The following is a 19,624-nucleotide window of genomic DNA, read 5'->3' as shown; positions in this document are numbered from 1 at the left end:
AGGAGGATGGGGTATGAATATTCATGAGTATCAAGGAAAAGAGATCCTCAGAAGCTACGGAGTGAGCGTGCCGAACGGCCGTGTGGCGTTTACGGTTGAAGAAGCGGTCGAGGCGGCGAAAGAGCTTGGCAGTAGCGTTTGTGTCGTCAAAGCGCAAATTCATGCCGGCGGTCGCGGAAAAGCAGGGGGTGTAAAAGTCGCGAAAAGTTTAGAAGAAGTTCGTACATATGCGAGTGAGCTATTAGGAAAAGTGCTTGTTACGCATCAAACAGGTCCAGAAGGAAAAGAAGTAAAACGTCTTCTTATCGAAGAAGGATGCGACATTAAAAAAGAATATTACATTGGACTTGTTGTTGACCGTGCCACATCCCGCGTTGTTTTAATGGGATCTGAAGAAGGTGGAACAGAAATTGAAGAAGTAGCGGCAAAAACGCCAGAGAAAATTTTTAAAGAGTACATTGACCCAGCTGTCGGCTTACAAGCGTTTCAAGCGCGTCGCATGGCGTTTAACATCAACATTCCGAAAGAGCTTGTCAATCAAGCGGTCAAATTTATGTTAGGCTTATATCAAGTGTTCGTCGAAAAAGATTGCTCGATCGCTGAAATTAACCCGCTCGTTGTTACAGGAGACGGAAAAGTTATGGCGCTTGATGCGAAGTTAAACTTTGATTCTAACGCGTTATATCGCCATAAAGACATTTTAGAATATCGCGATTTAGACGAAGAAGATCCAAAAGAAATTGAAGCATCAAAATATGATTTAAACTACATTTCGCTTGATGGAAACATCGGCTGCATGGTAAACGGTGCAGGCTTAGCGATGGCGACAATGGACATTATTAAATATTATGGCGGCGAACCAGCGAACTTTTTAGATGTTGGTGGCGGTGCGACGACAGAGAAAGTAACGGAAGCATTTAAAATCATTTTATCTGATCCGAAAGTAAAAGGCATTTTCGTAAACATTTTCGGAGGCATTATGAAATGCGACGTGATCGCAAACGGGATTGTTGAAGCGACAAAACAAGTCGGTTTAAACCTTCCGCTCGTCGTTCGTTTAGAAGGAACAAACGTCGAATTAGGCAAAAAGATTTTAGAACAGTCTGGACTAAACATTACAGCCGCTGAATCGATGGCAGACGGCGCGCAAAAAATCGTTTCGCTAGTAAGCTAATAGAAGGGATGGGAGAAACGTGAGCGTTTTTGTTAATAAAGATACGAAAGTAATCGTGCAAGGAATTACAGGTTCACAAGGATTGTTCCATACAAAACAAATGATCGAATACGGCACAAACATCGTTGGTGGTGTCACACCAGGAAAAGGTGGAACAGAAGTAGAAGGTGTGCCTGTATTTGATACGGTGTCTGAAGCGGTTGAAAAAACAGGAGCGAACGCTTCTGTCATCTATGTTCCGCCGGCATTTGCTGCGGATGCGATTATGGAAGCTGTCGATGCAGAAATCGACTTAGTTGTTTGTATTACAGAAGGCATTCCTGTATTGGATATGGTGAAAGTCAAGCGCTATATGGAAGGCAAGAAAACGCGCCTTATCGGTCCGAACTGCCCTGGTGTCATCACGCCAGAAGAATGTAAAATCGGCATTATGCCAGGTTACATTCATAAAAAAGGTCACGTCGGTATCGTTTCGCGCTCTGGTACGTTAACGTACGAAGCGGTTCACCAATTAACACAAGCAGGCATCGGTCAATCGACGGCCGTTGGCATTGGTGGTGACCCAGTGAACGGGACAAACTTTATCGACGTATTAAAGGCGTTTAACGAAGATGAAGACACATATGCGGTCATTATGATCGGTGAAATTGGTGGAACAGCAGAAGAAGAAGCGGCAGAATGGGTGAAAGCGAACATGACAAAGCCGGTTGTCGGCTTTATTGGTGGACAAACAGCTCCTCCAGGAAAGCGCATGGGACATGCTGGTGCGATCATTTCTGGTGGCAAAGGAACAGCCGCAGAAAAAATTCAAACGATGACAGCATGCGGCATTAAAGTGGCTGAAACGCCATCTGTGATCGGCGAAACGCTCATCTCTGTATTAAAAGAACGCGGTTTATACGAAAAGTGTAAAACACATTAATCGTTCAATCGTCCTAAGGAGCAGACCTTAGGACGATTTTTATACAAAGGAGGGATATGATGTACGATACAGATCGCGAAAGGCTTATTCATTTGCATCATTGTCGTGGGATCGGATGGAAAAGCATCGCGCGCTTACTTGAGGTTGATCCATCCCTTGCCTCTATTTTTCATCTTTCTTCTCAGCAACTTCAACGATTACTGACAATCCCCGAAAAACATTTCGCTGCTTTTTTCCATGATTTGCATTGTCACAAATTGAAACGTATGATAAAAACATATGAGGAGCAAAACATTCATATTGTAACAATGAAGGACGACGAATACCCAGAGTGGCTTAAACATATATACGATCCGCCATGGGTACTATATGCGAAAGGAAACGTGCAATTATTGAAGCGAAAAAAATTAATAAGCGTCGTCGGGACACGAACACCAACCCGTCAAGGAATTGCAGCGATGCACATCGTTTTTCCGCCGCTCATTGAACGCGGGTGGGTCATTGTGAGCGGATTAGCGAAAGGTGTCGATGCCGAAGCGCATCGTTTATGTTTACGCCATAACGGTGAAACCATTGCGGTCATGGCAGGGGGATTGCGTTATATATATCCTCCTGAAAATGAATCATTATTTCGACAATTAGCGACAACCCAACTCGTTATTTCTGAGCACCCGCCGTTTGTTCGCCCACAAACATGGCATTTTCCGATGCGCAACCGGATCATTAGCGGTTTGTCTGTTGGCACGGTTGTCGTGCAGGCGAAAGAGCGAAGCGGCTCGCTAATTACTGCTCATTTTGCGCTACAACAAGGAAGGGAAGTGTTTGCGATCCCAGGTGACATCACGACGAAAGAAGCGCACGGAACGAATCGCTTAATTCAACAAGGAGCGAAATTAATCTTATCAAGCGACGATATCGAAGAGGAATTTCGACATCTTTTTACATGAGCGAAAGAAAAAATCGAAAAATGATGTTTGACAAATGAACGAATCATCATTAATAATAATGAAGATTTTATTTTACGAATTACCTCTTAAGGGAGGACAAAATGATGTCAGACTACTTAGTCATTGTAGAGTCGCCAGCAAAGGCGAAAACGATTGAAAGATACTTAGGAAAAAAGTATAAAGTAAAAGCATCGATGGGGCATGTGCGCGATTTGCCAAAAAGTCAAATGGGCGTTGATATACAAAACGATTATGAACCGAAGTATATTACGATTCGTGGCAAAGGTTCGGTCATCAAAGAGTTGAAAACAGCAGCGAAAAAAGCAAAAAAAGTATTTCTTGCAGCCGACCCGGATCGCGAAGGGGAAGCGATCGCTTGGCATTTAGCACATTTGCTTGATTTAAATACCGACTCCCCATGTCGCGTTGTATTTAACGAAATTACAAAAGATGCGATTAAACAGTCGTTTGAACAACCGCGCGCCATTAATATGCATTTAGTTCATGCACAACAAGCGCGGCGCGTGCTCGATCGCCTTGTCGGCTACAACATTAGCCCGTTGCTTTGGAAAAAAGTAAAAAAAGGGTTAAGCGCAGGGCGTGTGCAATCTGTTGCGCTTCGCTTAATTATTGATCGTGAAAAAGAAATTCAATCGTTTCAACCAGAAGAATATTGGACGATTCAAGGGACGTTTGTCAAAGGCAATGACACATTTGAAGCGCAATTTTATCGGCTAGACAACGAAACGATCGATTTAAAAGCAGAACAAGATGTACAACATGTGTTAAGCCATATACAAGGGAATGAATTTGTCGTCACAGCGGTGACGAAAAAAGAGCGAAAGCGCAATCCGGTCGCTCCGTTCATTACATCGTCATTACAACAAGAGGCTGCACGGAAGTTGAATTTTCGCACGAAAAAGACGATGATGGTCGCACAACAGCTATACGAAGGAATTGATCTTGGAAGCGAAGGAACTGTCGGTTTAATTACATATATGCGTACAGACTCCACGCGTGTATCAGAAAGCGCTCAACAAGAGGCGATTCAGTATATTGAACAGACGTTCGGTACATCATATGTAGCAACAGAAAAAAGAAAAGAAAAACAAAAGGCGAACGCGCAAGATGCGCACGAAGCGATTCGCCCAACGTCCGTCTGGCGTCATCCGAGCGCCATTAAACCGCATGTGACACGCGATCAATATCAGCTATACAAACTGATTTGGGAGCGCTTTATCGCTAGCCAAATGGCCCCAGCTGTGCTCGATACGGTTGCGGTCGAGCTTTCAAACGGTTCGGTCGTCTTTCGCGCGACTGGCTCGACAGTCAAATTTCCAGGATTTATGAAAGTATATGTGGAAGGAACAGACGATCCGAAAGATGAACAACAACGATTACTGCCAGATTTTGTTGAAGGGGAGCGCGTATTTAGTAAAGATATTGAAGGAAAGCAACATTTTACACAGCCGCCACCACGTTATACGGAAGCGCGCCTTGTCAAGACGTTAGAAGAGCTCGGCATCGGTCGTCCATCGACATACGCTCCGACGCTCGATACGATTCAAAAACGCAATTATGTGACGCTTGAGAACAAACGATTCGTTCCAACAGAGCTTGGGGAAATTGTCCTTGATTTAATGATGCAATTTTTCCCGGAAATTTTAGATGTCGAGTTTACAGCAAAAATGGAAAAAAACTTAGATGACATTGAAGAAGGGAAAGTAGAATGGGTACGCATCATTGACGAATTTTATCGCGAGTTTGAAAAGCGGTTAAAAGTGGCTGAAGTTGAAATGGAAAAAGTCGAAATAGCAGATGAATCAGCGGATGTCGATTGCGATGTATGCGGAAGCCCAATGGTATACAAAATGGGGCGCTTCGGAAAGTTTATCGCTTGTTCAAATTTCCCGCAATGTCGCAATACAAAAGCGATCGTCAAACATATCGGTGTCACATGTCCGCGCTGTCATGAAGGAAATATCGTCGAACGAAAAAGCAAAAAGAAGCGCATGTTTTATGGTTGCGATCGTTTCCCAACATGCGACTTCGTTTCATGGGATAAACCGATCAATCGACCGTGTCCAAAATGCGGTGGCATGCTCGTTGAGAAAAAAGGGAAAAAGAGCGTGCACATTCAATGTACACAATGTGAATATAACGAACAACAGTAAGGTGAGGCGCATACCCTCACCCATTTTATCGAGGAGGGAATATAGATGGAAGTAACAGTCATTGGAGCAGGATTAGCAGGAAGTGAGGCGGCATGGCAACTCGCGAAGCGCGGCATTCGTGTCAAATTATATGAAATGCGCCCGGTGAAACAAACTCCTGCGCATCATACAGACAAGTTTGCAGAACTTGTATGTAGCAATTCTCTTCGCGCAAATACGTTAACGAATGCAGTCGGTGTATTAAAAGAAGAAATGCGTCGGTTAGATTCCGTCATTATGAAAGCAGCGGACTCTTGTTCCGTGCCCGCTGGTGGAGCTTTAGCTGTCGACCGTCACGAATTTGCGGCGAAAGTCACAGACATGGTAGCGAATCATCCGAATGTGACGGTTGTGCGCGAAGAAGTAACAACTATTCCAACAGGCCCAACGATTATTGCGACAGGTCCGTTAACATCACAGCCGCTTTCGGAACAGCTTAAGGCGTTGACAGGGGAAGAATATTTATATTTTTACGATGCGGCTGCACCGATTGTTGAGAAAGAAAGCATTGATATGGAAAAAGTGTATATAAAGTCCCGCTACGACAAAGGCGAAGCAGCATACATTAATTGTCCGATGACAGAAGAGGAGTTCGACCGATTTTATGATGCGCTCATTTCTGCTGAAACAGTACCTTTAAAAGAGTTTGAAAAAGAAATTTATTTTGAAGGATGTATGCCAATTGAAGTGATGGCGCGACGCGGAAAAAAGACGTTGTTGTTTGGACCAATGAAACCTGTCGGCTTAGAAGATCCGCGTACAGGCAAACGTCCTTTTGCCGTCGTTCAGCTTCGTCAAGATGATGCTGCAGGAACGTTGTACAATATTGTCGGTTTTCAAACGCATTTAAAATGGGGGGCGCAAAAAGAAGTCATTCGCCTCATTCCAGGGCTTGAGCAAGCAGAAATTGTACGATATGGTGTCATGCACCGTAATACGTTTATTAATTCGCCGAAGTTATTAAAACCGACATATCAATATAAAGAAAGAGAAGATTTATTTTTTGCAGGACAAATGACCGGGGTCGAAGGATATGTCGAGTCAGCGGCATCAGGACTTGTGGCGGGGATCAATGCTGCGCACTATGTGCTTGGAAAAGAACTTGTCGTATTTCCACAAGAGACGGCCATTGGAAGCATGGCGCATTATATTACATCGGCGAATCCGAAACATTTTCAACCGATGAATGCGAATTTCGGTTTATTCGCACCGCTCGACGAGCCAATGAAAGATAAAAAGAAAAAAAATGAACGATATGCACAACGGGCATTAGAAACGATTCAGAATTTTTTAAAAAAATGGTGAAATTCGTTGCAAGAGCTACTAAATTGTGCTACTATTTAGTAGCTCTTGTGAGGTGATCGAATGGAAAATGTGAATTTTACGTTAAATTTGTTCATTGAATATTTACAAATAGAAAAAAATTATTCAGAATATACAATTGCGTGTTATAAGCATGATATTGGCGAATTTTTTGAATTTATGGAGCGCGAACAAGTTAAACAGTTGCAAGAAGTGTCTTACAGCGACGTTCGCTTGTTTTTAACAGAGCTTCATAAACGTCAGCAATCCAGCCGTTCGATTGCCCGGAAAATGTCGAGCTTGCGCAGCTTTTATAAATTTTTAGTGCGGGAGAAAATCGTTTCTGAAAATCCGTTTGCGCTTGCATCGTTGCCGAAAAAAGAACAGAAAATTCCACATTTTTTGTATCCAGATGAATTAGAACAGTTGTTTGTTGTCAATGATTTGAATACAGCGATCGGTCAACGAAACCAAGCGATCATTGAACTATTATACGCAACAGGTGTTCGTGTAAGTGAATGTTGTAACATTCGCTTATCGCACATTGATTTCTCTGTATGTACCATTTTAATTTACGGAAAAGGAAATAAACAGCGATATGTCCCGTTTGGTACGTATGCAAAAGAAGCGCTTGAACGATATATACAAGACGGACGTCAGCAACTGGTAAGTAAAGCAAAAGCGCCAACGGATGTGCTTTTTTTAAATGCGCGTGGTGGAGCATTAACGCCAAGAGGGGTACGTCACATTTTAAACGACATCGTTGAACAAGCTGCCCTTTCTTTGAAAGTTAGTCCCCATGTGTTTCGCCATACGTTTGCGACGCATTTATTAAATGAAGGTGCTGATTTACGTTCTGTGCAAGAATTGTTAGGTCATGCGCATCTTTCGTCAACACAAGTGTATACACATGTAACGAAAGATCATTTGCGCCACGTTTATTTACATTCTCACCCGCGTGCATAAAAAGGAGGATGGGTTATGAGTCAATTTCATGCGACGACGATTTTTGCGATTCGCCATCAAGGAAAAGGAGCGATGGCAGGCGATGGTCAAGTGACGTTCGGCAATGCCGTAGTAATGAAACATACAGCCCGGAAAATTCGTAAACTTTTTCATGGCAAAGTGTTAGCTGGTTTTGCAGGAGCGGTAGCTGATGCGTTTACGCTGTTTGAAATGTTTGAAGGAAAGTTAGAAGAATACAACGGGAATTTACAACGGGCAGCGGTTGAGCTAGCGAAAGAGTGGCGGAGCGACAAAGTGTTGCGCCGATTAGAAGCGATGTTAATCGTCATGGATGCCACACATATGTTGCTCATTTCTGGAACAGGCGAAGTCATTGAACCAGACGATAACATTTTAGCGATTGGCTCCGGGGGTAACTATGCGTTAGCAGCTGGTCGGGCATTGAAGACGTATGCAGGTGAACATTTAACAGCGAAGCAAATTGCGGAAGCGGCATTAAAAGTAGCGAGCGATATTTGCGTATACACAAACGATAGCATTATCGTTGAAGAGCTGTAGAGGAGGGAGCGGCATGTTAACGCCAAAACAAATTGTTGAAAAGCTTGATCAGTTTATCGTCGGTCAGCATGAAGCAAAAAAAGCGGTAGCGATCGCATTAAGAAATCGTTATCGCCGCAGTTTATTAGATGAAAAATTGCGCGATGAAGTCGTGCCGAAAAACATTTTAATGATTGGACCGACGGGGGTTGGAAAAACAGAAATTGCACGGCGATTAGCGAAACTTGTTGGCGCTCCATTCGTAAAAGTAGAGGCAACGAAATTTACGGAAGTCGGTTATGTCGGTCGCGACGTAGAATCGATGGTGCGCGATCTCGTTGAAACGTCTGTGCGCATCGTGAAAGAGAAAAAAATGAACGAAGTAAAAGAACAAGCAGAGCAATTAGCGAACAAACGGCTTGTTGAACTGCTTGTACCTGGGAAAACAAAACAGCCAATGAAAAACCCGTTTGAACTTTTGTTTGGCGGGGCAGTGGAACAACAAACGACAAACGGCAGCGAAGATCAACAACTTGCCGAAAGACGAAGACAAGTCGCTTGGCAATTGGCCAATGGGCAGTTAGAAAACGAAGTAGTAACGGTTGAAATCGAAGAGCAACAACCGATGATGTTCGACTTATTCCAAGGCGCTGGCATGGAGCAAATGGGCGTAAATATGCAAGATATGTTAAGTAGCTTTATGCCGAAAAAGCGAAAAAAACGAAAATTAAAAGTAAAAGAAGCGCGCCACGTGCTTGCGAACGAAGAAGCGCAAAAGTTGATCGATATGGACGAAGTAACGCAAGAAGCGATTCGTCTAGCAGAACAATCAGGCATCATTTTTATTGACGAAATTGATAAAATTGCACGGAAAGGGCAGGTTGGTTCATCAGCTGACGTTTCGCGTGAAGGTGTGCAACGCGACATTTTACCGATCGTTGAAGGTTCAACCGTCATGACGAAATACGGACCGGTCAAAACGGACTATATTTTATTTATTGCAGCTGGTGCGTTTCATATGGCGAAACCGTCCGACTTAATTCCGGAATTGCAAGGGCGTTTTCCGATTCGCGTTGAATTGACGAAACTTACCGTAGATGATTTCGTAAAAATATTAGTTGAACCGAACAATGCGCTTTTAAAGCAGTATATCGCTTTACTTGCTACAGAAGGTATACAACTTGAATTTTCTGACGATGCTATTCGTAAAATCGCAGAAGTCGCTTTTGAAGTGAATCAACAAACAGATAACATTGGCGCACGCCGCCTTCATACAATTATGGAAAAATTGTTAGAAGACTTATTATACGAAGCGCCAGACGTACATCTTGAAAAGGTCGTTATTACTCCACAATATGTGGAACAAAAACTAGGAAACATTGTAAGAAATAAAGATTTAAGTCAGTTTATTTTATAAGGAGGATGCGATATGAACTTACTTGAAAAAACGAGAAAAATTAATGCGATGCTGCAAAATGCGGCCGGAAAGCCTGTGAACTTTAAAGAGATGGCAGAAACGCTTTGCGAAGTCATTGAAGCAAACATTTTCGTTGTGAGCCGTCGCGGAAAGTTGCTCGGCTTTGCCATTAAACAAACGATTGAAAATGAACGAATGAAAAAAATGTTAGCAGATCGTCAATTCCCAGAAGAGTATACGAAAAACTTATTTAATATTACAGAAACATCCCCAAATCTTGATATTAATAGTGAGTATACGGCATTTCCGATTGAAAATAAAGACTTATTTAAAAATGGCTTAACGACGATCGTGCCGATTATCGGTGGCGGGGAACGCCTTGGAACGCTCATTTTATCTCGATTAGATAAAGAGTTTCACGATGATGATTTAATTTTAGCTGAATACGGAGCGACAGTTGTTGGAATGGAAATTTTGCGTGAAAAAGCGGAGGAAATTGAAGAAGAAGCGCGCAGCAAGGCGGTCGTGCAAATGGCGATTAGCTCTCTTTCATATAGTGAATTAGAAGCAATCGAGCATATTTTTGAAGAATTAGATGGGACAGAAGGTTTGCTCGTGGCAAGTAAAATTGCCGATCGCGTCGGCATTACGCGTTCCGTCATTGTCAACGCGCTTCGCAAACTAGAAAGTGCCGGAGTCATTGAATCTCGTTCGCTTGGTATGAAAGGAACGTACATTAAAGTATTAAACGATAAATTTTTAACGGAACTCGAGAAATTAAAACATCATTAAAACAAGCAGGCATCTTTCTCGCAAAGATGCCTCTTTTGTTAAAGTATGTGAAAAATAGTCCAATGTTCCCTATATACATTATGTAAATAATTTTTTACAATAAAGGTGTATTGTCGAACGGTGTCTTTACAAGGAGGAATATGCCGTGAAATTGTTTTCAAATACATTCCAAATACTAGAACAAGGATTAAATTATTCATCATTGAAACAAAAAGTGATCGCAAACAATATTGCGAATGTCGATACACCAAACTTCCAAGCGAAAGATGTTCAGTTTCGGACTGAATTTCAGCAAGCGTTGCAAGCGTATCGTACTGATCCACGCCATTTTGAGTTTAAAGGAAGTACAAATAAATTTTTCGTGACAACTAAAAACGATCTCGTTTACAATCATAATAAGAATAATGTCGATCTAGATAAAGAAATGTCGGATTTAGCGCAAAACCAAATTTACTATAACGCGTTAGTCGAACGTTTAAACGGAAAGTTTAACTCCTTAAAAACGGTCATTAAGGGAGGAAAATAATACATGTTTCAAAGTTTCAATGTGTCTGCCTCTGCGTTAACAGCTCAGCGGTTACGCATGGATGTCATTTCAGCAAATATGGCGAACGTCGATACGACCCGTGCCAAAATGGTCGATGGAAAGTGGCAGCCGTATCGTCGGAAAATGGTTGTCATGCAACCGAACGAGTCGTTTTCTTCTTTTTTGAATCAAGCGATGAACGAACGATCAACAGGTGGGGTGAAAGTGACGAAAATTGTCGAAGATCAAACCCCATTTAAACTTGTGTATGATCCATCTCATCCCGATGCAGATGAAAACGGATATGTGCAGCTACCAAACGTCGATCCGTTAAAAGAAATGGTTGATTTAATGAGCGCTACGCGTTCGTATGAGGCGAATGTGACGGTGTTAAATGCAACGAAAGGGATGTTAATGAAGGCGCTAGAAATCGGGAAATAGGGGGATAAACGATGATTGATCGCATTCAACGTACATTACCATCAGCTGTACAGCAGCAAGCGATAAAGCCTGCGGAAGCCCAACGGGCATTTTCACAATTTTTAAAAGAAGCGATAAACGAAGTAAATAAACAACAAATTGAATCCGATTTGCTCACGACAAAGTTAGCAAAAGGAGAAAACGTTGACTTACACAACGTGATGATCGCTTCGCAAAAAGCGAGCGTGTCGCTTCAATTAGCAATTGAAGTACGCAATAAAGTCATTGAAGCATATCAAGAAGTGATGAGAATGCAAGTATAATGGACCTCAAGAGATAGCGGAGGAAGCATATGAACGAGCGATTAAAACAAGCGATAGAACGATTTAAATTGTTTTGGAGCGAGAGAACAAAACAGCAAAAAGCGATGGCGCTAGGACTTGTCGCGCTGTTGGTCGTCGCTGTTGCGCTTACTGCTTTTTTTGCGACGCGAACGAACTTTGTTCCTCTCTACAGCAATTTATCGCCGCAAGAAGCAGGGCAAATTAAAGCGACGCTTGATCAGCGGGGAATTAAGTCGCAAATTACCGATAACGGTACGACGATTTTAGTGCCTGAACAGCTTGTTAACACATTAAAAGTGGAGTTAGCTGCAGAAGGCATTCCAGATAGCGGAAGTATTGATTATTCGTTTTTCGGAAAAAACTCTGGTTTCGGGATGACGGATAATGAATTTAACGTGTTGAAAATTGAGGCGATGCAAACAGAGCTCGCCAATTTAATAAAAAGTATCGACGGGGTAGAAGATGCAAAGGTGATGATTAATCTACCCCAGCCGACCATCTTTGTTGGTGACCAACAGGAAGAGGCATCTGCGTCCATTGTTTTGAAAACGAAGGCAGGATATAAATTTAATGAACAGCAAATTAAATCGCTATATCACCTTGTTTCCAAAAGCGTGCCGAATCTTCCTACTGAAAATATCGTCATTATGAATCAATATTTTGAGTACTTTGATTTAAAAAATGAAGAAAATTTTTCGTCAGGCAAAACATTTGCTGAACAATACGAAGTAAAACAACAAATCGAGCGCGACATTCAACGCCGCGTCCAACAAATGTTAGGAACGATGATTGGACAAGATAAAGTTGTCGTTTCCGTTACAGCAGACGTGGATTTTACGCAAGAAAACCGTCAAGAAGAGCTTGTTGAGCCAGTCGATAAAGAAAATATGGAAGGCATCGCAGTAAGCGTCCAGCGCATTACCGAAACGTTTTCCGGCAAAGGAGCTCAAGCAGGTGGTACAGTAGGAACGGGAGAAAACGCCGTACCAGGATATGAAGGAGCAAATGGCGAGACAAACGGGGATTATGAGCGAATCGAAGAAACAATTAATAACGAGGTTAATAGAATAAAAAGAGAAATTGTAGCAAGTCCTTATAAAATAAAAGATTTAGGCATTCAAGTGATGGTTGAGCCACCAAAACGAAACGATCCAAATTCACTTCCTGCTCAAACGGTTGATGATATTACGAAAATTTTAGGTACGATTGTGCGGACGTCCGTTGATAAAGAGATCGCTGGACAATGGACAGATGCAGATTTACAAAACCGCGTCGTCGTTTCTGTGCAACCGTTTAATGGAAAAGTGCAGTTTAATGAACAAACATCAGCCATTCCGATGTGGGCATATATTGTTGGTGGCGGAGTTATCGTGCTGTTGCTTGCCTTGCTCGTCTTTTTATGGTTGCGGAAACGGAAGAAAGAAGAAATGGACGAACGACCATTGCAAGAAGAGCAAGTGGCAGTACAAATTCCAGACGTAAACGAAGAAGTCGAAACGGAGGCTACATTGCGACGGAAGCAGCTTGAAAAGCTCGCAAAAGAAAAGCCAGAAGAATTTGCGAAATTATTAAGAACATGGCTTGCAGAGGAATAAAGGAGGGGATTGTATGGCAAAACGCGATCCAAAAGAGTTAACAGGAAAACAAAAAGCAGCCATTCTCCTCATTTCATTAGGACCAGACGTTTCAGCATCGGTATATAAACATTTATCGGAAGAAGAAATCGAAAAGCTCACACTTGAAATTTCTAACGTTCGCCAAGTCGATGGCGAGAAAAAAGAAATGATTTTAGAAGAGTTTCACCAAATCGCCTTAGCACAAGATTACATTTCCCAAGGCGGTATTGCTTACGCGAAACAAGTGCTTGAAAAAGCGTTAGGGCCAGAGCAAGCGATGAACATTATTAATCGTCTAACATCCGCCTTGCAAGTGCGTCCGTTTGATTTTGCACGCAAGGCGGACCCTGCGCAAATTTTAAACTTTTTGCAAAACGAACATCCACAAACGATTGCGCTCGTGCTGTCTTATTTAGACCCGGCGCAAGCGGGACAAATTTTATCCGCGTTACCACAAGAAATGCAAGCGGATGTTGCGCGTCGCATCGCGTTAATGGATCGCACATCACCAGAAATGATTAATGAAGTTGAGCAAGTGCTCGAACGGAAACTATCGACGACAGTTGTGCAAGATTATACACAAACGGGTGGTATTGAAGCGGTTGTCGAAGTGTTAAACGGTGTCGATCGCGCAACAGAACGAACCATTTTAGATGCGCTTGAAATTCAAGATCCAGAATTAGCAGAAGAAATTAAAAAGCGCATGTTTGTCTTTGAAGATATCGTCACGCTTGATAATCGTGCCATTCAACGTGTCATTCGCGAAGTGGATAATGCCGACTTGTTGCTTGCATTGAAAGTGTCTAGCGATGAAGTGAAAGAAGTCGTGTTCCGCAACATGTCTTCACGCATGGCGGAAACATTTAAAGAAGAAATGGAGTTTATGGGTCCTGTGCGCCTTCGCGACGTAGAGGAGGCACAATCGCGTATTGTTGCAGTCATTCGTCGTCTCGAAGAAGCGGGTGAAATTGTCGTCGCTCGCGGTGGAGGAGATGATATTATTGTCTAAATTAATTAAAGCGCCGTTTGCTAAAACGTGTACGGAACAACGAGCCGTCATTCAAGTGAAAAAAGTGTTGCCAGACGTGCAACAAGAGGAATATGAGCAACATGACGAAGCGATGACAGCACACGCACAAATGATCATTGAACAAGCAGAACAGGAAGCGGCAAACATTCGTCAAGAAGCTGATATGTATTACGCATCTGTTCAACAACAAATTGCAGAAGAACGAAGACAATGGGAAGAAGAACGAAACCGATGGGTGAACGAAGCGCGTCAAGAAGGATATGCGATCGGCTTAGAACAAGGGCGCCAAGACGGATTTCAACAATACATGGAAACGATCCAAGAAGCGAAACAAATCGTGCAATCAGCAAACGAACAATTTTATCATATGTTGCAGTCGGCCGATGAAACGATTTTGCTTATCGCGTGCAAAGTGGCGGAACGAATTATCGGTGAACGTCTCGCTGAAAATAAAGAACATTTTCTCGGTCTTGTCAAACAAGTCATGAAAGAAGTTCGTGAGCATGAAGAAGTGAAAATGTATGTTCACCCGACGTACTATGATGTTGTCATTCGCCAAAAAGATGAGCTGAAAGCGCTATTTAATCAAGACGTTCATTTATTCATTTATCCAGATGACACATTGGCTGAAACAAGTTGTATTGTTGAATCTCCGTTTGGTCGCATTGATGCAAGCGTGGACACGCAACTTGAGCAATTGAAGTTACAATTGCTCGAACGAATCGAGGGGGCAAGTGAATGAACTGGCAAGCGCTTATCAATGAAATCGAACTGCTCGACCCGTATAAACGATTTGGCAAAGTGACGCGCGTCATCGGCTTAATGATTGAAGCAAAAGGACCAGAAAGTTCCATTGGGGATGTGTGCTACATTCATATTGGTCATAAAAAAAAGAAAAAAATTCAAGCTGAAGTTGTCGGCTTTCGTGACGAGTACGTGCTTTTAATGCCGTACGCAACCGTGCAAGACATCGCCCCAGGGTGCATTGTTGAAGCAACGGGTGCCCCTCTTGAAATCAAAGTAGGTACTGCGCTTGTCGGACGTGTCATTGACGCGTTAGGTGCTCCGCTCGATGATCAGCCGCTTCCGAAAGGGCTGACGGCTGTTCCGATCGATCGTCAACCGCCAAATCCGATGACGCGTCCACCGATTGCGGAGCCTATTGAAGTCGGCGTGAAAATGATCGACAGTTTGCTTACGGTTGGAAAGGGGCAACGCGTTGGCATTTTTGCTGGGTCTGGCGTTGGAAAAAGTACGTTGATGGGAATGATTGCCCGCAACACAAACGCCGATTTAAACGTCATTGCTCTCATTGGAGAACGCGGAAGAGAAGTGCGCGAGTTTATTGAACGTGACCTTGGCTCAGAAGGATTGAAACGTTCCATTGTCGTTGTTGCGACGTCCGATCAACCAGCCCTTATGCGCATTAAAGGGGCGTATACAGCGACAGCTATTGCCGAATATTTTCGGGATCAAGGGTTGAACGTCATGTTTATGATGGATTCCGTCACGCGCGTAGCAATGGCGCAACGTGAAGTCGGATTAGCCGTCGGAGAACCACCGACGACGAAAGGGTATACGCCGTCTGTTTTTGCTATGTTACCAAAACTGCTTGAGCGGACGGGAACGAATGAACACGGAACGATTACTGCTTTTTATACGGTGCTCGTTGACGGCGATGATATGAACGAACCGATTGCCGATACAGTTCGTGGTATTTTAGACGGTCATTTCGTATTAGAACGACAACTAGCAAACAAAGGTCAATATCCGGCAATTAACGTATTAAAAAGCGTAAGCCGCGTCATGAACTACATCGTAACGCCAGAACATCGCAAAATGGCGGAAAAGTTGCGTGAGTTGTTAGCGACATACGTTCAGTCTGAAGATTTAATTCAAATTGGTGCATACAAACGAGGATCGTCGCGAGAAATCGACGAAGCGATTCGTTATTATCCAAAAATTATTTCGTTTTTAAAGCAAGATGTTCATGAATCGTACACAATAAACGAAAGCGTTCAACAGTTGTTTCAACTTATTGAACAAGGGTGAATAAACGATGACACCATTTAAATTAACAAAAATTTTAAACTTAAAAGAACATGAAAAACAAAAAGCGTTGCACGAATATGAAGAAGCGCGCAACCGATTTGAAGAAGTGGCGGAAAAACTATATCACTTTTTAAAGCAAAAAGAAGATTATGAAGAACAACATAAACAACAACTACAATTAGGGGTAGCGATTCAACATATTCGTTCGTTTCAACAATTTATGAGCAATTTGCAACGCGTTATCGACCATTATCAACATCTTGTCATGCAAGCCCGACAACAAATGGAGTTGAAACAACTGAAGTTAGTTGAATTGAATGTAGAAGTGAAAAAATACGAAAAAATAAAAGAAAAATATGACGATATGATTGCAACACAAATGCGAATCGCAGAACAAAAGCAGATGGACGATATTTCAATACAGCAATATTGCTATCGAGAGACAAGGTGAGCGTCAATGGAACAGTTTGAAAAAGAAGAAGAAACGAAAAAAACAAGTAAGTTTCAATGGTTTCTCTTTGTCGTTTTTATTCCACTTTTATTTACAATCTCGGTTGTTTTACTTATTTTAACATTCTCCGGTATTAACGTATTTGAACAAGGGAAAAAATATGCGAGTCAATTGCCGTTCGTATCACAATGGATTGAAGGAACGGAAGCAAACGAAAAAAAGAAACTACAAGAACAAATCGTTGAGCTAAAAGCAACGATTGTCGAAAAAGAGAAACAACTAACAAAAGCGAACGATGCGCTCAAAGAAAAAGAAGGGGAAATTGATGCGCTGAAACAAGAAATTGCGCGTCTGAAAGCAGAAAAAGAACAAGCTCAGGGGCCGACAACGCCACCAACAGAACAAACAAACACTTCACGTGTGGACGTTGTGAAAATGTATGAAACGATGTCTCCAAAAAAAGCAGCAGAAATTATTCCGCAAATGTCGGACCGCGAAGCTGTCGATTTGCTTTCGCAACTAAAAACAGATAAAGTGGCGGCCATTTTAGAAAAAATGGATGCAGCAAACGCCGCAAAATATACGAGCTTGCTTGCGAAAAAAGCGAACAATTGAAAGGAGGTGAAAACATGAATATCGCACCGATTTCCTCGTTGACTTCGTTTCGAAGGCAACAGGCACAAACAACGGTCCAAACGAATGATGGCAACGCATTTGCTCATTTGCTTTTGTCGCTACGGCAACAGTCGGCACTACAACCATCGCCTGAGCAACATATGGTGCAATCAATCGATTGGGAAGCATTGCAACAATGGTTGACGCAACTACCGGACGATGTCACGTATGCAGATGCCGACATGTTGTCAAACGAAATGATACAGTCGTTCCTTTCTTTTTTACCAGAAGAAGTAAGAGAGAAAATGGTCGATCGTTTTTCAACAAGTCAACCGTTTGAAACGATGTTTGCGTCAGAAAATGATCGAAACGAAGAAGATGAACTTGCGCTTATGATGGTATTGTTTCAACTCGAACAAAAGCAGCAGACGATTCCAGAGCCGATCATCGAACAAGTACGCACAAAGATGCGCACGATGTTTAGCATGGGTGATGAGCAAAGTAGCACGATGACAGCGATGTTGCAAAATTTAATAAAAGAAATGAACGAGAGTGACAAACGAGCGATTGCTACGTCTCACACGCCAGACGATCGCACGCTCGAAAATCTGTTGAAAGATGCGCCATTCACATCACGTTTGCAAGAACAAAGATTTGATTTAAAAGGCGCTGCATTATTACAAGGGGAACGAGTGGATTCCAAAGGCGTTGCACTATTACAAGGGCAACAAGTGGATTCCAAAGGCGTTGCACTATTACAAGGGCAACAAGTGGATTCCAAAGATGTTGGCTCATTAACGCAAGAGAAACAAGCTGTCCAAAAACAATTTACATCGTTATCACAAGCACAGCTACTTGCCCAAAAAGAACCTACATCATTATTACAAGATCGTAAACAACCGATTGCTCCCAAGTATGAACATATGTTACATGTCGGGCAAACAAATGAACATGCACCGATGGAACTCAAAACGATCGATACAACAAAAGATACGCCTTTTGTTACACAGTTTGAACGCATTTTGCGAACAAGTAAACTGACGCAATGGAAAAATGGCAATACACAAATGCTTATTCGTTTGCATCCGGAACATTTAGGGTATGTCACAATTAAGCTCATTCAACAAAAAGGAAAATTGACGGCAAAAATGATTACATCAACCGATGCGGCGAAACAGTTAGTTGAACAACATATTCATCAGCTGTCACATATTGTTGATCATATTACCGTTGAGAAGTTTCATGTATTTGATGAAGCAAAATTTCGCGACCATTCATTCCAACAACAAAAACAGCAGCACCAAGAACAACAAAAAGAACAAAAGAAACAACATGACGAATCTTTTGATGAGTGGTTGAAAGAATGGTTTGACTTTGAAAAGAGGTGATGAACGTGACAGCCATTGATCCGAGCTTATTTTTATCACAGCGTCAAACACAACAAAGAGCAACAGGAAAAAGCTCATTAGGAAAAGATGATTTTTTAAAAATTTTAATTGCCCAATTGCAGCATCAAGATCCGTTAAATCCGATGGAAGACCGTGAATTTATTTCGCAAATGGCGAATTTTTCATCGCTTGAACAAATGGTAAATATGTCAAATATGATGAGCAAATTTATCGAGACACAAACAGGTACATCAGAAAAACTTGTGACGACGCTAGATTTGTTAAAAAAGTCAATTCAACAACAATCGACGCCATCGCTTGCTCAATATAGCGAATGGATTGGCAAAACGGTCACATGGGATGAACAAAGCGGCGTTGTGAAAGCGGTCGTTCAAAAAGGAACGGAAGTATGGTTAGAGCTTGAACAAGGGGAAACTGTTTTAGCCTCTCGCGTCACAAAAGTGTCGCAATAAAGGAGGTGAGTGAATGAATCGCATTCAATTTTTCCCGCACACTCCGCTTATTCCGACAAAAAAACAAGCGGTCGTTTCAACAGAGCGACAATCGTTTCGGGATGAGCTTGCCAAAGCTGAACAAACGTTAAAAATAAGCAAACATGCTCAACAACGATTGCAAGAACGAAATATTCATATTAACGATGAACAATGGGAAATGATCGGACAAAAAATTGTCGAAGCGAAACAAAAAGGGGTGCGCGATTCGCTCGTCATTACAGATGAAGCGGCACTCATTGTCAGCGCTGTGAATCAAACGGTCATTACAGCAATGCATCGTGAAGAAGCGCAAACGCAACTGTTCACAAACATCAATGGTGCGATTATTATATAAGGCTGGACCTTCATTTGGAAGCCTTCGAGCGTGCGGAATGACAGAAGCCGCTCAAATGATGAA

Annotated in this window: 21 protein-coding genes; all 21 read left to right on the top strand. The window is 42.3% G+C overall.

All coding sequences use genetic code 11. The annotated features are described in order from the left end of the window. The first annotated feature begins 13 nt into the window (after window positions 1-13). The 21 genes from sucC (at window position 14) to EKC99_RS04705 (ending at window position 19,561) form a co-directional block, all read left to right on the top strand. Window positions 14-1,174, top strand: a complete 1,161-nt coding sequence (gene sucC, locus EKC99_RS04805; RefSeq protein ID WP_009732872.1) for an ADP-forming succinate--CoA ligase subunit beta — start codon at window positions 14-16, stop codon at window positions 1,172-1,174. 19 nt (window positions 1,175-1,193) lie between these two features. Further along, complete coding sequence (gene sucD, locus EKC99_RS04800) at window positions 1,194-2,096, top strand: succinate--CoA ligase subunit alpha (protein ID WP_009732873.1); 903 nt, start codon at window positions 1,194-1,196, stop codon at window positions 2,094-2,096. A 59-nt stretch (window positions 2,097-2,155) separates the two neighbouring features. Next, window positions 2,156-3,043 (top strand): DNA-processing protein DprA, encoded by an 888-nt coding sequence (dprA, locus tag EKC99_RS04795; RefSeq protein WP_163150838.1) that lies wholly within the window; start codon window positions 2,156-2,158, stop codon window positions 3,041-3,043. A gap of 104 nt (window positions 3,044-3,147) precedes the next feature. Then, window positions 3,148-5,217 (top strand): type I DNA topoisomerase, encoded by a 2,070-nt coding sequence (topA, locus tag EKC99_RS04790; RefSeq protein ID WP_163150836.1) that lies wholly within the window; start codon window positions 3,148-3,150, stop codon window positions 5,215-5,217. 45 nt (window positions 5,218-5,262) lie between these two features. Next, window positions 5,263-6,561 (top strand): FADH(2)-oxidizing methylenetetrahydrofolate--tRNA-(uracil(54)-C(5))-methyltransferase TrmFO, encoded by a 1,299-nt coding sequence (gene trmFO / locus EKC99_RS04785; RefSeq protein ID WP_009732876.1) that lies wholly within the window; start codon window positions 5,263-5,265, stop codon window positions 6,559-6,561. A gap of 60 nt (window positions 6,562-6,621) precedes the next feature. Continuing rightward, complete coding sequence (gene xerC / locus EKC99_RS04780; RefSeq protein WP_009732877.1) at window positions 6,622-7,524, top strand: tyrosine recombinase XerC; 903 nt, start codon at window positions 6,622-6,624, stop codon at window positions 7,522-7,524. Between the two features lie 15 nt (window positions 7,525-7,539). Continuing rightward, entirely contained in the window at window positions 7,540-8,082 is a 543-nt protein-coding gene (gene hslV, locus EKC99_RS04775; protein ID WP_009732878.1) for an ATP-dependent protease subunit HslV, read from the top strand. Window positions 8,083-8,095: 13 nt separating this feature from the next. Next, on the top strand, window positions 8,096-9,478 hold the full coding sequence (gene hslU, locus EKC99_RS04770) for an ATP-dependent protease ATPase subunit HslU (RefSeq protein ID WP_009732879.1): 1,383 nt from the start codon (window positions 8,096-8,098) through the stop codon (window positions 9,476-9,478). Window positions 9,479-9,490: 12 nt separating this feature from the next. Continuing rightward, window positions 9,491-10,270, top strand: coding sequence for a GTP-sensing pleiotropic transcriptional regulator CodY (codY, locus tag EKC99_RS04765; protein WP_009732880.1), 780 nt, complete (start codon window positions 9,491-9,493; stop codon window positions 10,268-10,270). A gap of 145 nt (window positions 10,271-10,415) precedes the next feature. Then, window positions 10,416-10,796, top strand: coding sequence for a flagellar basal body rod protein FlgB (flgB, locus tag EKC99_RS04760; RefSeq protein ID WP_009732881.1), 381 nt, complete (start codon window positions 10,416-10,418; stop codon window positions 10,794-10,796). Between the two features lie 3 nt (window positions 10,797-10,799). Next, a complete protein-coding gene (gene flgC / locus EKC99_RS04755) occupies window positions 10,800-11,237 on the top strand; it encodes a flagellar basal body rod protein FlgC (protein ID WP_009732882.1) in 438 nt (145 codons plus the stop codon). 11 nt (window positions 11,238-11,248) lie between these two features. Continuing rightward, entirely contained in the window at window positions 11,249-11,539 is a 291-nt protein-coding gene (fliE, locus tag EKC99_RS04750; protein WP_043964771.1) for a flagellar hook-basal body complex protein FliE, read from the top strand. Between the two features lie 29 nt (window positions 11,540-11,568). Continuing rightward, window positions 11,569-13,155, top strand: coding sequence for a flagellar basal-body MS-ring/collar protein FliF (gene fliF, locus EKC99_RS04745; RefSeq protein ID WP_163150798.1), 1,587 nt, complete (start codon window positions 11,569-11,571; stop codon window positions 13,153-13,155). A 13-nt stretch (window positions 13,156-13,168) separates the two neighbouring features. After that, window positions 13,169-14,185, top strand: coding sequence for a flagellar motor switch protein FliG (gene fliG / locus EKC99_RS04740; protein WP_009732885.1), 1,017 nt, complete (start codon window positions 13,169-13,171; stop codon window positions 14,183-14,185). Beyond that, window positions 14,169-14,948, top strand: a complete 780-nt coding sequence (gene fliH, locus EKC99_RS04735) for a flagellar assembly protein FliH (RefSeq protein WP_163150797.1) — start codon at window positions 14,169-14,171, stop codon at window positions 14,946-14,948. The genes fliG and fliH overlap by 17 nt, the downstream gene beginning before the upstream one ends. After that, the gene (fliI, locus tag EKC99_RS04730) at window positions 14,945-16,258 is read left to right on the top strand and encodes a flagellar protein export ATPase FliI (protein ID WP_085788773.1); all 1,314 of its coding nucleotides are present in this window, start codon (window positions 14,945-14,947) and stop codon (window positions 16,256-16,258) included. Before fliH ends, fliI begins: the two co-directional genes overlap by 4 nt. 7 nt (window positions 16,259-16,265) lie before the next feature. Continuing rightward, window positions 16,266-16,709, top strand: coding sequence for a flagellar export protein FliJ (gene fliJ / locus EKC99_RS04725; RefSeq protein ID WP_021094212.1), 444 nt, complete (start codon window positions 16,266-16,268; stop codon window positions 16,707-16,709). 6 nt (window positions 16,710-16,715) lie between these two features. Further along, a complete protein-coding gene (locus EKC99_RS04720) occupies window positions 16,716-17,324 on the top strand; it encodes a MotE family protein (protein WP_021094211.1) in 609 nt (202 codons plus the stop codon). Window positions 17,325-17,338: 14 nt separating this feature from the next. Continuing rightward, a complete protein-coding gene (locus tag EKC99_RS04715; protein WP_075039039.1) occupies window positions 17,339-18,712 on the top strand; it encodes a flagellar hook-length control protein FliK in 1,374 nt (457 codons plus the stop codon). 5 nt (window positions 18,713-18,717) lie between these two features. Then, complete coding sequence (locus tag EKC99_RS04710; protein WP_021094209.1) at window positions 18,718-19,185, top strand: FlgD family protein; 468 nt, start codon at window positions 18,718-18,720, stop codon at window positions 19,183-19,185. Between the two features lie 13 nt (window positions 19,186-19,198). Next, a complete protein-coding gene (locus tag EKC99_RS04705) occupies window positions 19,199-19,561 on the top strand; it encodes a TIGR02530 family flagellar biosynthesis protein (RefSeq protein WP_021094208.1) in 363 nt (120 codons plus the stop codon). The last annotated feature ends 63 nt before the right edge of the window (window positions 19,562-19,624 follow it).

This window comes from Anoxybacillus sp. MB8 (genome assembly GCF_011006755.1).
GTDB classification, from domain to species: Bacteria; Bacillota; Bacilli; order Bacillales; family Anoxybacillaceae; genus Anoxybacillus; species Anoxybacillus gonensis.
This window is presented reverse-complemented; position numbering and strand designations above follow the sequence as displayed.

Bases quoted from the DNA above. Each gene is read 5' to 3' on its own strand.
- EKC99_RS04715 (WP_075039039.1), top strand. From the start codon at position 17,339: ATGAATATCGCACCGATTTCCTCGTTGACTTCGTTTCGAAGGCAACAG.
- codY (WP_009732880.1), top strand. From the start codon at position 9,491: ATGAACTTACTTGAAAAAACGAGAAAAATTAATGCGATGCTGCAAAAT.
- fliG (WP_009732885.1), top strand. From the start codon at position 13,169: ATGGCAAAACGCGATCCAAAAGAGTTAACAGGAAAACAAAAAGCAGCC.
- dprA (WP_163150838.1), top strand. From the start codon at position 2,156: ATGTACGATACAGATCGCGAAAGGCTTATTCATTTGCATCATTGTCGT.
- flgC (WP_009732882.1), top strand. From the start codon at position 10,800: ATGTTTCAAAGTTTCAATGTGTCTGCCTCTGCGTTAACAGCTCAGCGG.
- hslV (WP_009732878.1), top strand. From the start codon at position 7,540: ATGAGTCAATTTCATGCGACGACGATTTTTGCGATTCGCCATCAAGGA.
- xerC (WP_009732877.1), top strand. From the start codon at position 6,622: ATGGAAAATGTGAATTTTACGTTAAATTTGTTCATTGAATATTTACAA.
- fliH (WP_163150797.1), top strand. From the start codon at position 14,169: ATGATATTATTGTCTAAATTAATTAAAGCGCCGTTTGCTAAAACGTGT.
- fliJ (WP_021094212.1), top strand. From the start codon at position 16,266: ATGACACCATTTAAATTAACAAAAATTTTAAACTTAAAAGAACATGAA.
- fliI (WP_085788773.1), top strand. From the start codon at position 14,945: ATGAACTGGCAAGCGCTTATCAATGAAATCGAACTGCTCGACCCGTAT.
- topA (WP_163150836.1), top strand. From the start codon at position 3,148: ATGTCAGACTACTTAGTCATTGTAGAGTCGCCAGCAAAGGCGAAAACG.
- fliE (WP_043964771.1), top strand. From the start codon at position 11,249: ATGATTGATCGCATTCAACGTACATTACCATCAGCTGTACAGCAGCAA.
- fliF (WP_163150798.1), top strand. From the start codon at position 11,569: ATGAACGAGCGATTAAAACAAGCGATAGAACGATTTAAATTGTTTTGG.
- sucC (WP_009732872.1), top strand. From the start codon at position 14: ATGAATATTCATGAGTATCAAGGAAAAGAGATCCTCAGAAGCTACGGA.
- EKC99_RS04720 (WP_021094211.1), top strand. From the start codon at position 16,716: ATGGAACAGTTTGAAAAAGAAGAAGAAACGAAAAAAACAAGTAAGTTT.
- EKC99_RS04705 (WP_021094208.1), top strand. From the start codon at position 19,199: ATGAATCGCATTCAATTTTTCCCGCACACTCCGCTTATTCCGACAAAA.
- hslU (WP_009732879.1), top strand. From the start codon at position 8,096: ATGTTAACGCCAAAACAAATTGTTGAAAAGCTTGATCAGTTTATCGTC.
- trmFO (WP_009732876.1), top strand. From the start codon at position 5,263: ATGGAAGTAACAGTCATTGGAGCAGGATTAGCAGGAAGTGAGGCGGCA.